Origin of the sequence: Streptomyces sp. AC555_RSS877 (assembly GCF_019049245.1) — a bacterium.
Lineage (GTDB): Bacteria > Actinomycetota > Actinomycetes > Streptomycetales > Streptomycetaceae > Streptomyces.
This window is the reverse complement of record NZ_JAGMUK010000015.1, coordinates 153,318-166,790: the sequence shown is the minus strand read 5'-3', so window position 1 is coordinate 166,790 and position 13,473 is coordinate 153,318. Positions and strand designations below refer to the sequence as shown.

The following is a 13,473-nucleotide window of genomic DNA, read 5'->3' as shown; positions in this document are numbered from 1 at the left end:
CGTCCAGGAGCGATCCATGCGAACCCAGAGCCGACGACGGCCCACGCGAGCCACGCTCGCCACGGCCGCCGCAGGGACGCTGCTCGCCCCGCTGCTCTCCGGCTGTTGGGTCGGGGCGGGCGGGTCCGGTTCCGGCGGCAACTCCAACACCGTCAACGTACTGATGGTCAACAACCCACAGATGGTGGAGCTGCAGAAACTCACCGCCGCGCACTTCACCAAGGAAACCGGCATCAAGGTCAACTTCACCGTCCTCCCCGAGAACGACGTCCGCGACAAGATCAGCCAGGACTTCGCGAACCAGGCCGGCCAGTACGACGTAGCCACCCTGTCCAACTACGAGATACCGATCTACGCCCGCAACGGCTGGCTGCACGAGATGAACTCCTACGTCGCCAAGGACCCGGCGTACGACGAGCAGGACGTGCTCAAGCCGATGCGCCAGTCCCTGACCGGCGACGACGGCAAGCTCTACGGCCAGCCCTTCTACGGCGAGTCGTCCTTCCTGATGTACCGCAAGGACGTCTTCGAGAAGGAGGGCCTGACGATGCCCGCGCACCCCACCTGGACCCAGGTCGCCGACCTCGCGGCGAAGGTGGACGGGGCCGAGCCCGGCATGAACGGCATCTGCCTGCGCGGACTGCCCGGCTGGGGCGAGGTGATGGCACCCCTGACGACCGTCGTGAACACCTTCGGCGGCACCTGGTTCGACAAGGACTGGAAGGCGCGGCTGGACTCCCCCGAGTTCGAGAAGGCGGTGAAGTTCTACGTCGGCCTGGTCCGCGAGCACGGCGAGTCCGGCGCCGCCCAGTCCGGCTTCGCCGAGTGCCTGAACAACATGACCCAGGGCAAGGTCGCCATGTGGTACGACGCCACCTCCGCGGCCGGTTCTCTGGAGGCGTCGAACTCCCCGGTCAAGGGCAGGCTCGGCTACGCCCCCGCCCCCGTCGAGCGGACGGAGTCCGCCGGCTGGCTCTACACCTGGGCCTGGGGCATCCAGGACGCCTCCCGCAACCCCGACAAGGCCTGGAAGTTCGTGTCCTGGGCGTCGAGCAAGGAGTACGAGCAGCTGGTCGGCGACGAGATCGGCTGGTCCAACGTGCCCGCCGGCAAGCGCGCGTCGACGTACACGAACCCCGCCTACGTCAAAGAAGCCGCCGCCTTCCAGGAGATGACCAAGGAGGCCATCGAGGGCGCCCGCCCCAACGACCCCGGCGTACAGCCGCGCCCCGCGCCCGGCATCCAGTTCGTCGGCATCCCCGAGTTCACCGACCTCGGCACCAGGGTCTCCCAGGAGATCAGCGCGGCCATCGCCGGACGCCAGTCCGTCGAGTCGGCCCTGAAGAAGTCCCAGCAGATCGCCGAGCGGATCTCCGAGGAGTACGAGGGACGATGACCGCGACGACCACGGCTCCGACAGCCACCACTGCCCTGCCCACCGTGCGGCAGCCCTCCGGCCGCCTGCGCGCCTGGGCCACCCGGGCCCCCCTGCTCCCGGCCCTGATCTTCATGATCGCCGTGACCCAACTCCCTTTCGTGGCCACGGTGGTGATCTCCTTCTTCGACTGGAACTCCCTCTATCCCGACGCCCGGGAGTTCACCGGCTTCGACAACTACCAACAGGTGCTGAGCGACGCCGACCTGCGCCGGTCGGTGTGGACCACGGTCCTGCTGACGGTCGCGGTGGTGCTGGCCAGCCTGATCCTGGGCCTCGCCCTGGCCCTGCTCCTGGACCGGAAGTTCCGGGGCCGGGGCCTGGTCCGCACCCTGCTGATCGCGCCCTTCCTGGTGGTACCCGTGGCGGCGGCCCTGCTCTGGAAGCATGTGCTCTACAACCCCGAGTACGGCCTGTTCAACGGGTTGCTGCACTATGTGGGCGGCCCACAGCCCGACTGGATCTCGGGCACCCCGCTGCTCGCGGTCGAGGCCTCCCTGGTCTGGCAGTGGACGCCGTTCATGATGCTGATCCTGCTGGCGGGCCTGCAGAGCCGCGACCAGCAGCAGATGGAAGCGGCCCGGGTGGACGGCGCCGGCGACTGGCAGATCTTCCGCCACCTGACCCTCCCGCACCTGCGCCGCTATCTCGAACTCGGCGCCCTGCTGGGCTCGATCTACATCGTCCAGAACTTCGACGCTGTCTTCACGATCACGTCCGGCGGCCTGGGCACCGCCAACCTCCCCTACACCGTCTATCAGAGCTTCTACCAGGCCCACGAGAACGGCCTCGCCTCGGCCGCCGGCGTCCTGGTGGTCATCGGCTCGATCATCATCGCGACCTTCGCGCTGCGCGTGGTGTCGTCGCTGTTCCGCGAGGAGGTGTCGCGCGCATGAGTGCCACGACCACGACCACGACCGTACGAGTCCGCCGCAAGGGCGCCGGCCTGGGCCTGGTGGCCTGGCTGGCCGGCATCGTCTTCTTCCTGCCCGTCGCGTGGATGGCGCTGACCTCCTTCCACTCCGAGCAGGACGCGGCCACCAACCCGCCGTCCTTCACCGCCGCCCTGACCCTGGACGGCTACCGCGAGTTCTTCGGCACGGGCGGCGGCGCGAGCCCGTGGCCGGCGCTGGTCAACTCGGTGGTGGCGTCGGTCGCGTCGACCCTGTTCGTCCTGCTGCTGGCCCTCCCGGCGGCGTACGCGCTGTCGATCCGCCCGGTGAAGAAGTGGACGGACGTCCTGTTCTTCTTCCTGTCGACGAAGATGCTGCCGGTGGTGGCGGGCCTGCTGCCGATCTACCTCTTCGCCAAGAACACCGGGATGCTCGACAACATCTGGCTGCTCGTCATCCTCTACACCTCCATGAACCTGCCGATCGCGGTCTGGATGATGCAGTCCTTCCTGGCCGAGGTCCCGGTGGCGATCATCGAGGCGGCGCGGGTGGACGGGGCCCGCCTGCCGACGATCCTCGCGCGCGTGGTGGCCCCGATCGCACTGCCCGGCATCGCGGCGACGGCCCTGATCTGCTTCATCTTCAGCTGGAACGAGCTGCTGTTCGCCCGTGTGCTGACCGGCGTGGTCGCCGAGACCGCCCCCGTCTTCCTGACCGGCTTCATCACCAGCCAGGGCCTGTTCCTGGCGAAGGTGTGCGCCGCGTCGCTCGTGATCTCCCTGCCGGTGCTCGCCGCGGGGTTCGCCGCCCAGGACAAGCTGGTCCAGGGCCTGTCCCTGGGAGCCGTCAAATGAAGGCCGCCGTCATCGAGTCCGTGGGCCGTGCCGTCGTCGCCGAGGTCCCGGACCCGACGCCCGGACCGCGCGAGGTCGTCGTCGAGGTCGCCGCGTGCGGGCTGTGCGGGACCGATCTGCACATCCTGCAGGGCGAGTTCGCGCCGAAGCTGCCGATCGTGCCCGGGCACGAGTTCGCGGGCGAGGTGGTCGGGGTCGGCACTCAGGTCACGGAGGTGTCGGTGGGTGACCGGGTCGCAGTGGACCCCTCGCTGTACTGCTACGAATGCCGGTACTGCCGTACGGGCCACAACAACCTCTGCGAACGGTGGGCGGCGATCGGCGTCACCACGGCGGGCGGCGCGGCCCGGTACGCCGTGGCACCGGTCGCGAACTGCGTGAAGCTGCCCGAGCACGTCCGCACGCAGGACGCGGCGCTGGTGGAGCCGCTGTCGTGCGCGGTGCGCGGCTACGACGTCCTGCGATCCCGCCTCGGCGCCCACGTCCTGATCTACGGCTCCGGAACCATGGGCCTGATGATGCTGGAGCTGGCCAAGCGCACCGGGGCCGCGAGCGTGGACGTGGTGGACCTGAACCCGGCGCGGCTGGAGACGGCGCGACGGCTCGGCGTGTCCGGGTCGGCGGCGAACGCGGACGAGTTGGAGCGGCCGCAGGGCTGGGACGTCGTGGTCGACGCGACGGGCAACGCGGCGGCGATCCAGGACGGACTGGAGCGGGTGGCCAAGGCCGGCACGTTCCTGCAGTTCGGCGTCGCCGACTACGCGACCCGGGTGACGATCGACCCGTACCGCATCTACAACCAGGAGATCACCATCACCGGGTCGATGGCCGTACTGCACAGCTTCGAGCGGGCGGCCGAGCTGTTCGCGAACGGCGTGCTCGACCCGGAGGTGTTCATCAGCGACCGCATCCCGCTGGAGCAGTACCCGCAGGCGCTGGAGCAGTTCGCGGCGGGAGTGGGCCGGAAGATCGTGGTGGTGCCGTAGGGAACAGATGTGCGGCCAAGGCCGCACAACCCTTCAGGGGCGTCGGGAGTCTGTCTCCCGGCGCCCCTTTCTCTTTGGGTGCGGCCTGCCCCACCGACCTCGTTCACCCCACAACTCCACGAAGGACGGCACAAGACCGCTATGGGTAGACCTCGATACCTCTGGGGTGCGGCCGCCACGGCCGTCGCCGGACTCTCCGCCGCACTCGTCCTCCAGCTAGACCCCGGCGGGTCCCCCGACAGCACGGCAGGCGACGGCAAGCCGGGCCCGGTCACCACCAAGTCCCGTACGGTCGCGCTGCCGACGGCCGAGCGCGGCACCCGCGCGGCGCTGAAGCAGCAGGACACCAAGCCGTTCAGCATGCTCGGCATCACCTGGTCCGACCCCTCGGTCCGGGTCACGGGCACCATCGAGGCGCGTACCCGGGCCACGGACGGCGGACAGTGGTCCCCGTGGCTGCGGCTGGACGGCGACAGCGGGCAGGGCGAGAACGCGGCCCGGCGCGGCGGGACCGAACCGGCGTGGGTGGGGCCCTCCGACGGCGTGGAAGTACGGGTCACCGCGGACGGACGTACCTCCGACCGGCTCCCGGCCGGGCTACGGCTGGACATGATCGACTCGGGCGGGACCGCCAAGGGCGGGATGGAACCGGCGGCCTTCGCGGCCGACCCGACCGACACCGCGACGGCGACGGCGACGGCCGACCCGAGCGAGCCCGCTCCCTCGGACACCACGGCGAGCGCGACCGCGACCACCGAGCCCCCCGCTTCGCCGACCCCGACGACGGCGGCTCCCACGACGTCGGCGCCGACGAGCACCACCCCGACGCCGACCGCGACGACGTCCACGTCCGCGAGCCCGACCGCCACGGCGCCCACGGCCCCGCCGTCCACCGCACCCCGCCCCGCGATCACCTCGCGGGCCGGCTGGGGCGCGGACGAGTCGATCAGCCCCGAGGAACCCGGCTATCTGCCGGGCGGGAAGATCAAGGCGGTGGTGGTCCACCACACCGCCGAGAGCAACGACTACACCTGCGCCGAGGCCCCCGCCGTCGTCCGCGGCATCTACGCGTACCACGTCAACAGCCTGAAGTGGAAAGACGTCGGCTACAACTTCCTCGTCGACAAGTGCGGCACCGTCTACGAGGGCCGCAAGGGCGGTGTCGACCGGCCCGTCATGGGCGCCCACGCCTTCGGCTTCAACTCCGAGACCACCGGTATCTCGGTCCTCGGCACCTACACGGACGTGGCGCCGAGCCAGGCCGCCATGGTCTCGGTCGCCAAGATCGCCGCCTGGAAACTCGGCCAGTACGGCGTGAGCCCGAACGCGACCACGACCCTCACCGCGGGCGCCGCCGGCACCAACTACGCCCGCGAGTCCTGGGCACAGGGCGCCCAGCTGAGCTTCCCGACCATCCACGGTCACCGTGACGGCTACAACACCCAGTGCCCCGGCGACTCGCTCTACGCCAAGCTGCCCACCCTCCGCGGCTGGGCCGCCGGACCGGTCAGCGGCCTGACGGTCAAGTCCGTCAGCGGCGGTGTCTCGGGCACGACGTACTACACCAAGGCCGGCGTCACCGTGGGCTGGGCGGCCACCACCCCGCCGGCGCTGATCTCGAAGTACGAACTGCTCGTCGACGGCAAGACCGCGGCCACGGCCGCGGGCAGCGCCACCTCCGCGAAGGCCACCCTGACGGTGGGCTCCCACAAGGTGCAGGTGCGCGCCACCCACCAGTCGGGCAAGACCGTCACGTCCACGGCCGCCACGGTCGTCGCGGAGACGACCGCCCCCTCGTTCACCACCAAGCCGAACCTCGCCCTGCGCGCCGGCACGGTGAACACCACGGCCGTTCCGCTCAAGCTGAGCTGGAAGGCCACCGACAGCGCCGCGCTGAAGCAGGTCAGGCTGACCGCGCCGACCGCCGCGACCTACGGCCCGACGGTGACCACCGCGAACCACACGGCCAAGTCCGGCGTGGCGACCGCGTGGTCCATGACCGCCTCCGACCAGGCGGGCAACACGGCCACGGCGTCCGTCTCCGGCACGCCGGTCATCCTCCAGGAGACCTCGGCCGTCAAGTCGGGCACGTGGACGAGCAAGTCCTCCACCAGCTACCTGGGCGGCAAGTCGCTCTCCAGCTCCTCGAAGAACGCCTCGCTGACCTGGACCTTCACCGGCCGCTCGGTCGCCTGGACGGTGTCCCGGGCCACCACCTCCGGCCAGGCGAACGTCTACGTCGACGGCGTCAAGACGGCGACCGTCGACCTGAAGTCGGCGACGACGAAGTACCGCGACGCGATCTGGACCAAGAGCTGGGCCGGCAGCGCCAAGCACACCGTCAAGATCGTGGTCGTCGGCACCTCGGGACGCCCGGCGGTCACCACGGACGGCATCGTGTACCTCAAGTAGGTGCCTGGACCGTCACCCGGGGGCAGGCCTCTTCGCCAGGCCGGGCCCCCGGGTGACGGGCACCCGACCCGATTGGCCTCGGGTAAGGGAACGGTAAAACACCCTCGCTCGTTCAAGGGGGCATGACAGCTATGACCCCCGGCTCGAACATCCCTCTGTCCGCCGCCCGCGTGACGGTGGACGTCGCCGCTCCGGTGCGGCTCGACGTATCGGGCCTGCTGCTCACCGCCGACGGCAAGGTGCGCTCCGACGACGACTTCATCTTCTACAACCAGCCCACGGGCCCCGGCGTGACCTACCGCTCCGGCGGCGGTACGGCCCCCGACGCGATCGTCGTCGACACCAGCGCCGTCCCCCCGGGCATCGAGAAGATCGTGGTCACCGCCAGCCCGGACGCGGTCGGCCAGACCTTCCAGGGCATCGAACCCACGGCCACGATCCGCAACGGTGACGACAACAGCGTCCTGGCCACGTTCACGCCCCCGCAGCTCGGCACCGAGACCGCCCTGGTCATCGTCGAGGTCTACCTGCGCAACGGCGTCTGGAAGGCCCGCGCGGTCGGCCAGGGCTACGCCAACGGCCTGGCCGGCATCGCCACCGACTTCGGCGTCTCGGTCGAGGAGCCCGCCGCGCCGGCCCAGCCGGTCGCCCCGCCGCCGAACATGCAGAGGCCGGCCGCCGCGCCGCCGAACATGCAGAGGTCGGTGGCGGCCTCGGCCCCGCCCGTGGACCCGCGCGTCACCACGCCCCCGCCGCCGGCCGCTCCCCCGGCCCCGCCCGCCGCCGCTCCCGGCGCCGGGAAGATCAACCTCGACAAGGGCCGGGTCAGCCTCCAGAAGAACCAGACCGTGTCCCTGGTCAAGGGCGGCCGGCCGCTGCTGTCCCAGGTCAAGATGGGCCTCGGCTGGGAGCCGGCGTTCCGCGGCAAGGACATCGACCTGGACGCCTCGGTCATCGCCTACGGCCCGCAGCGCAACCACATCGACAGCTGCTACTTCGGCAAGCTGTCCATCGTGGGCGGCGCGATCAAGCACTCCGGCGACAACCTCACCGGCGAGGGCGGCGGTGACGACGAGGTGATCGTCGTCGACCTCGGCCGCCTCCCGCAGGAGGTCACGGGCCTGGTCTTCACCGTCAACTCCTTCTCCGGCCAGAAGTTCACCGAGGTCGCCAAGGCGTACTGCCGCCTCCTGGACGCCGCGAGCGGCGAGGAACTCGTCCGCTTCGACCTCACCGGCGCCGAAGCGCAGACCGGCGTGCTGATGGCCAAGCTGATCAAGCAGTTCTCCGGCGAGTGGGAGATGACGGCGATGGGTGACTTCGTGAAGGCCCGCACGGTCCGCAACATGGTGAAGCCGGGCGCACAGTCGCTGTAGTTTCCGGTCCGGCTTCGGGGGCGCCCCCTCTTCGGGGCGCCCGCGCCTCACGTCCCCGGCCGCAGTCCCTCGGTCAGCAGCGCCAGGTACCGCCGGATCGCCCTGCCCTCGCCGTCCGCCAGCTCCGACGCCGTGGCCACCCCGTGCGCGAGCCGCAGCACCTCGATCGGCTCGACGTCCGGCCGCAGGGTGCCCTCCCGCTGCGCCGCCTCCACCAGCCGCGTCACCGCCGACCTCATCGTGTCGGCGCACAGGGTGGCCGCGGTCGCGCTCCCGTCGGTGACGGCCGAGCCGAGCAGCGCCTTCAGCCCGCGGACCTGGAGCATTCCGGTACCGAGCTCGTTCAGCCACTCCACCAGCGCCTCGCCCGGCGGCAGCTGCCCGGCGATCTCGTCCGCGCGCACGGCGATCGCCTCGATCCGGTCGACGTAGGCCGCCTCCAGCAGCGCCTGCCGGGTCGGGAAGTGCCGGTACAGCGTGCCGGATCCGACCCCCGCCCGCTTGGCGATGTCGTCGAGGGACGCGCCTTCCCCGTGCTCGGCGAAGGCCTCGGCGGCCACCTCGAGCAACCGCTCGTAGTTGCGACGGGCATCCGCGCGCATGGGCCTGACCTGCGTCATCCAGCACCTCCTCGTACGACCGGGGGCTCTCCCCGTACCTTACGAGCAAGCACAAGGGCCCGTCCGGCGGTCATGCCGGACGGGCCCCCCGATGATGTGCCGACCGTCAGTCCCGGGCCGGCGTCGGCTGCGGAACGTCGGCCGCCGGGGTCGCGCTGCGCGGAGTGCGCCGTGAAATCCCCACCCCGGCAAGGCAGAGGGCGCCCCCGGCGAGGGCCAGCGCCGAGGGGAACTCGCCCAGCGTGGGCCAGGCCAGCACCACGGTGATGGCCGGGACGATGTACGTCACCGCTCCCAGGCGGCCCGCCGACATGTGGGCCAGGGCGTACGACCAGGTCCAGAAGGCCAGGGCCGTCGGAAGGACTCCCAGGTACAGCACTCCGGCCCAGGTCCCGGCCGAGGCGTTGCCGAGGTCGTCGACGAGCTGGCCCGCGAAGGGCAGGCAGGCGACGGCACCGATCGCACTGGCGTAGGCAGTGACCTGCAACGGCGAGGCATGACCGAGCGCGGGCTTCTGGAAGATCACGCCCACCGCGTGTCCCGCCGACGCGGCCAGGCAGAGCAGTACGCCGATGAGGGCGGTGTCGCCGTCGCCGCCGGACGCCCCTGCCAGCGCCGCGCCGGCGAAGGCCACCGCGAGGCCGGCGAGCAGCGGACGCGGGAAGCCCTCCTTGAGCAGGAAACCGGCGAGCAGGGCCACCAGGAGCGGGCCGCTGCCGACGAGGAGGGCGGCCGTTCCGGCGTCGGTGTGCTGCTCACCCCAGTTGAGCGCGACCATGTACAGGCCGAACCAGAAGACACCCATACCGGCGATCCCCGGCCACGCGGCGCGCGCCGGCAGTCCTTCGCGCCGGACTGCCACCAGGGCGAGCAGCAGGACGGCGCCCACGAGCAGGCGGCCCAGTGCCAGCGGGCCGGGGCGCACGCTTTCGCCGATGTGCCGGATCGCCACGAACGCCGAGGCCCACAGGACCATGGTGAGCACCGCGGCGACTGTCGCGGAGAGGGGGATCTTCGCAGCCGCGGGCGGGGCCGCCACTGCGGCCGGGGACGTCTCACTCTGGACCATCGGGCACCTCCGTGTTCCCTCCGCGCAGGACGCGGCGGAGGATCTTTCCTGTGCTGTTGCGCGGCAGCGCGTCGACGAACTCGACGTCCTCGGGGACCTTGTACCAGGTCAGCGATGCCTCAGCGGTCGCGCGGATCGTCTTCGCCAGGCGGTCGCCGCGGCCCGCCGCGGGCTCGGCGACGACGTAGGCCCGCAGGCTCGTCACCCCGCCGGGGCGGCGCACCGCGCACACGGCCACCTCGCGCACGCCGGCGATCCCGGTGATCAGGTCCTCCACCTCGGTGGGGTGGACGTTGGCTCCGGCGACGATCTCGATGTCGTCCGTGCGCCCGAACAGCCACACCAGACCGTCGTCGTCCACGCGGGCGGCGTCGCCGGTCGTGAACCACTCGTCCGGACCGAGCCGCTGGGGCGGCAGGCTGCCCCGGGCCACGCCGGGGCCGATGGTGGGGCCGGAGATCTGCAGCTGTCCGACCTGCCCGGCAGGCAGGGGGGTGCCCGCGTCGTCGATCACCCGCACGCCGTACGGGGGGAGGATCCGGCCGAGGCTGTAGGGGTGGATCTCCTCGGGGCCGTTGGCCAGGACGGCGTGGCCGATCTCGCTCGTGCCGCAGATGTTGAGCAGGCGCGGCCCGAGGATGCGGCGCAGCCGGTCCTCCAGCGGGCGGGGCAGTGTCTCGCCGGCGACGAGTGCCAGGCGCAGCCGGCCCAGGAGGCCGGCGTCGGGGTGGGCCAGCAGCCGGGCGTAGAAGCTGGGTTGGGCGTAGAGGACGCTGACGCCGTGGCGACGCAGGACCGACAGGGTGCTCGTCTCGTCCGCCCGCCCAGCGGTGAGGACGACGGCGGCGCCGCGCTGCAGCGGGAGGAGGACGGAGTTGCCGAGCCCGTACGCGAAGTACATGCGCGACACGGAGTAGCAGATCTCGCCCTGGCGCAGCGAGAGGACGCCGCCGATCGCCCGGTCGAAGTGGAAGGCGTCGCCGTGGTCGTGGAAGCACAGGCGGGGTTTGCCGGTGGTCCCGGACGTGAAGACGGCGAAGGCGGGAGCGTCGGAGGCCACCGGCTCCGGTGCGTCGTCCGCGGGTTCCCGCGCTGGTGTGCCGGTCAGCTCCCTGAGGGTGACGGTGCGGCCCCGGAACTCCCCGCGCAGCGAGGCGTCGGAGACGACCAGTGCGGCCTCGGCGATCTCCTCGCTGGAGCGCAGTTCGTCCGCGTGGAAGAACGTGTTCACCGGCACGGCCACCGCGCCGACGCGCAGCACGGCGAGGAAGGTCACCACGAAGGCGACACTGTCGGGCAGCGCGAGCAGCACCCGGTCTCCGCGCCGGATGCCCCGTCCGCGCAGGGCCGCTGCGGTCCGGCGCGCCTGGTCGTACACCTCGCCGTAGGAGTAGCGGTGCGTGCCCTGGAGGTACGCGGTCCGGGCGAGCCAGCCATGCTGCCGGGCGAGGTCCTCCAGGCGTACGGTCAGGTTGCCGTCGGCGGGGGCGGGCTGCTCCGGGGTGGCCGTGGTGTGGGTGAGTGTCTCGGTCACCGGCACACTCCCTCGATCTCCACCAGCAGGTCGGACCGGCAGACGGCGACGTTGAAGTACTCGATGTCGGTGTCGCGGGGGAACGCCGACTCGCAGATGCCGCGTACGACGGGGATGTCCTCGGCGTCCCGGACGTAGACCTTGATCTGGTCGAGGTCCTTGACGTCGTACCCGGCGCCGTCGACGCCGTGCCGCCGGAGGTTGTCGCTGCCGACGAGTGCCTCGATGTTGCGGAGGGTCTCCTCGGTCTGCTGTGCGACGTCGCCCACGTGCACCGTGTCGTCGCCCAGGATGCTGGCCGTGCCGGAGACGAAGAGGCGGCCCGGCCCCTGGCCCGCGATGTCCCGCAGATACGTCGCCCGGGCGAAGCTCGGGGACTTCGGGCCGTACGTGGAGGGGTACTTGTAGGCGGGTGTCTGCCGGGGGTTCTCCAGGTGTACGGCGCGGCCCGGCTTCGCGGCGAGGAAGCAGAGGTCGACACCGGGGCTGAGCGTGCCGATACCGGTGGCGGCGGGCAGTTGGGGGAACTGCTCCTCGAAGGTGGCGAACGCCTCGGCCCGGCCGATGCAGAAGTCGCGGTATATCTCCAGGCCGTCCGCGTTCGGGCTGGTGATGCCGCCGATGAGGTTCCACATGCGGACCAGGTCGGTGTAGCCGCGTTCCCAGGTGAACCGCAGGGCGTCCTCGTACAGTTCGCGCACCTGCTCCCGGTACACCGGCAGCGGGCCGAGTCTCGCGGCGTAGAACAGGTGCTCGCCGTCCTCGGCGTAGACGGCGTCGCCGGCGCTTCCGGCCCGTACCGGGAGGTCGGTCCGCCAGATCTCCTCGGCCGGGCGGACGTGCGGGTTCGCCAGGTGGGTGGTCAGGCGGGGGATGCCGTCGTCCAGTGCGGGCTCGGCGGGGGCGTCGGCGAATGTGATCCGCCCCAGGACGTTGCCGCTCGGCGCCTCGGACGTTCCCGGCAGGGCGGCGCCCGGCACCAGGTCGGACCAGAGGCGCTGCGAACGGCCGTCGGGCTGACGGATGCTCATGGATCTCCTATCTCTCTGCCACACCCCACCGTGGAGCGCACCGGACGCGTCGACTGACGTGTGTTGCCCGGGTGTTGCGGGACGAGCCGAGGTGTTGCCGAACGATGAACAAAGCGGCTGGTTGACCGGTGGGGGAATGCCCCCTTGGAGAGAATCGACGGTGAGCCGCCCTACAGGGCAGCCACGGACCTGTGCCAGGCACGATTACGAGGGGGAGACACCTCATGACCATCGGTCACATATCGGAACTGCCGGACGTACCTCTGGCAGGCACCTCGGCCAGCAAGGTGTACACGCTCGCCTTGCGGAGCGAGTACGTCGATGTCCAACGGTGTGTGCGAGAGCTCGGCATCTCCGAGGCGGAGGCCGCCGTAGCCGTCGACCACCTGGTCCGGTTACGGCTCCTGCACCTGGTGCACGGGTGCACCTACGCCTATGTGGCCGTCGACCCGCTGTCCGCCTCCCAGCAGTTGCTGGCCGTGCAGGAAGAAGCGCTGCGGCAGCGGGCTCAGTCGGTGGAGCGGCTGCGGCAACAGATGCACAGCCTGCTGCCCCTGTACCGGGCCAACCTCGCGGACGCGCCGCAGCAGCCCCCCGTCCAGCGCGTCGAGGACGCCCAGGCCGCCCGGGGAATTCTCGCCACGGTCACCGCCGGCGCGAAGCGGGAGATCCTGCTGTCGCTGCCCACCGAGGATCCCTGGGAGGAAGATACCGCGGACCCTGAACACGGGCCGTGGCCGAGGTACGCCGGGACGCGACCCGACCTGCTGAAGGTGCTGCTGCCGGAGGCCGCGCGGTTCGACGTACGGGTCCGCGAGCGTGCGGAGTCGCTCCACGCCCACGCCGGCGAGGTGCGTACCTCCGCCACTCCTCCGGCCTGGCTCCTGGTGGTCGACGCCGAGGTCGCCGTGGTCCCCGTCGACGGAGGGCCGGGCCTCAGCGTCGTACACGAACCGTCCGTGGTCACGACGTTGTGGCACACGCTCACCGGGGCGTGGGGCCAGGCACGGCCCTTCGACGGCCGCTACGACCACGACAGCGCGCGCTCCGCCTCCGCCCTGATCGACGAATCCATTCTGCGCATGCTGCTGAACGGCCTCGAGGACAAGGTGATCGCCCGGCGCCTCGACATCTCCCTGCGTACCTGCCAGCGGCGCATCGCGGACCTCATGGACGCCCTGGGCGCCAGGACCCGTCTCCAGGCCGGCTACGTGCTCGGCCGGCGCCTGCGGACCGGTGAGCGCCAGGCCGCGTAGCGCGGGC

The 13,473-nt window shown here is 71.3% G+C and carries 11 protein-coding genes; 7 read left to right on the top strand and 4 right to left on the bottom strand.

Annotation, left to right across the window (positions count from 1 at the left end):
- The first annotated feature begins 16 nt into the window (after positions 1-16).
- The 6 genes from KUM49_RS06525 (at position 17) to KUM49_RS06500 (ending at position 7,956) form a co-directional block, all read left to right on the top strand.
- Positions 17-1,396 carry a sugar ABC transporter substrate-binding protein gene (locus KUM49_RS06525; RefSeq protein WP_217235737.1) on the top strand — a complete coding sequence of 460 codons (1,380 nt, stop codon included), beginning with the start codon at positions 17-19 and terminating at the stop codon, positions 1,394-1,396.
- A complete protein-coding gene (locus KUM49_RS06520) occupies positions 1,393-2,331 on the top strand; it encodes a carbohydrate ABC transporter permease (RefSeq protein ID WP_217235736.1) in 939 nt (312 codons plus the stop codon). The genes KUM49_RS06525 and KUM49_RS06520 overlap by 4 nt, the downstream gene beginning before the upstream one ends.
- On the top strand, positions 2,328-3,182 hold the full coding sequence (locus KUM49_RS06515) for a carbohydrate ABC transporter permease (RefSeq protein ID WP_217235735.1): 855 nt from the start codon (positions 2,328-2,330) through the stop codon (positions 3,180-3,182). Before KUM49_RS06520 ends, KUM49_RS06515 begins: the two co-directional genes overlap by 4 nt.
- Complete coding sequence (locus KUM49_RS06510) at positions 3,179-4,168, top strand: zinc-dependent alcohol dehydrogenase family protein (protein WP_217235734.1); 990 nt, start codon at positions 3,179-3,181, stop codon at positions 4,166-4,168. The genes KUM49_RS06515 and KUM49_RS06510 overlap by 4 nt, the downstream gene beginning before the upstream one ends.
- Before the next feature lie 141 nt (positions 4,169-4,309).
- Positions 4,310-6,580 carry an N-acetylmuramoyl-L-alanine amidase gene (locus tag KUM49_RS06505; protein ID WP_217235733.1) on the top strand — a complete coding sequence of 757 codons (2,271 nt, stop codon included), beginning with the start codon at positions 4,310-4,312 and terminating at the stop codon, positions 6,578-6,580.
- Positions 6,581-6,711: 131 nt separating this feature from the next.
- On the top strand, positions 6,712-7,956 hold the full coding sequence (locus tag KUM49_RS06500) for a TerD family protein (RefSeq protein WP_217235872.1): 1,245 nt from the start codon (positions 6,712-6,714) through the stop codon (positions 7,954-7,956).
- A gap of 47 nt (positions 7,957-8,003) precedes the next feature.
- Here the strand turns inward: KUM49_RS06500 and KUM49_RS06495 are convergent, their stop codons facing one another.
- The 4 genes from KUM49_RS06495 to KUM49_RS06480 form a co-directional block, all read right to left on the bottom strand.
- Positions 8,004-8,576 (bottom strand): TetR/AcrR family transcriptional regulator, encoded by a 573-nt coding sequence (locus tag KUM49_RS06495; protein ID WP_217235732.1) that lies wholly within the window; start codon positions 8,574-8,576, stop codon positions 8,004-8,006.
- A gap of 106 nt (positions 8,577-8,682) precedes the next feature.
- Positions 8,683-9,645, bottom strand: a complete 963-nt coding sequence (locus KUM49_RS06490; protein WP_217235731.1) for a DMT family transporter — start codon at positions 9,643-9,645, stop codon at positions 8,683-8,685.
- The gene (locus KUM49_RS06485; RefSeq protein WP_217235730.1) at positions 9,632-11,179 is read right to left on the bottom strand and encodes a class I adenylate-forming enzyme family protein; all 1,548 of its coding nucleotides are present in this window, start codon (positions 11,177-11,179) and stop codon (positions 9,632-9,634) included. The genes KUM49_RS06490 and KUM49_RS06485 overlap by 14 nt, the downstream gene beginning before the upstream one ends.
- Positions 11,176-12,210 carry an FkbO/Hyg5 family chorismatase gene (locus tag KUM49_RS06480; RefSeq protein WP_217235729.1) on the bottom strand — a complete coding sequence of 345 codons (1,035 nt, stop codon included), beginning with the start codon at positions 12,208-12,210 and terminating at the stop codon, positions 11,176-11,178. The genes KUM49_RS06485 and KUM49_RS06480 overlap by 4 nt, the downstream gene beginning before the upstream one ends.
- A 224-nt stretch (positions 12,211-12,434) precedes the next feature.
- Here KUM49_RS06480 and KUM49_RS06475 point away from each other — a divergent pair, with 224 nt between their 5' ends.
- A complete protein-coding gene (locus KUM49_RS06475) occupies positions 12,435-13,466 on the top strand; it encodes a LuxR family transcriptional regulator (protein WP_217235728.1) in 1,032 nt (343 codons plus the stop codon).
- Positions 13,467-13,473 lie beyond the last annotated feature (7 nt).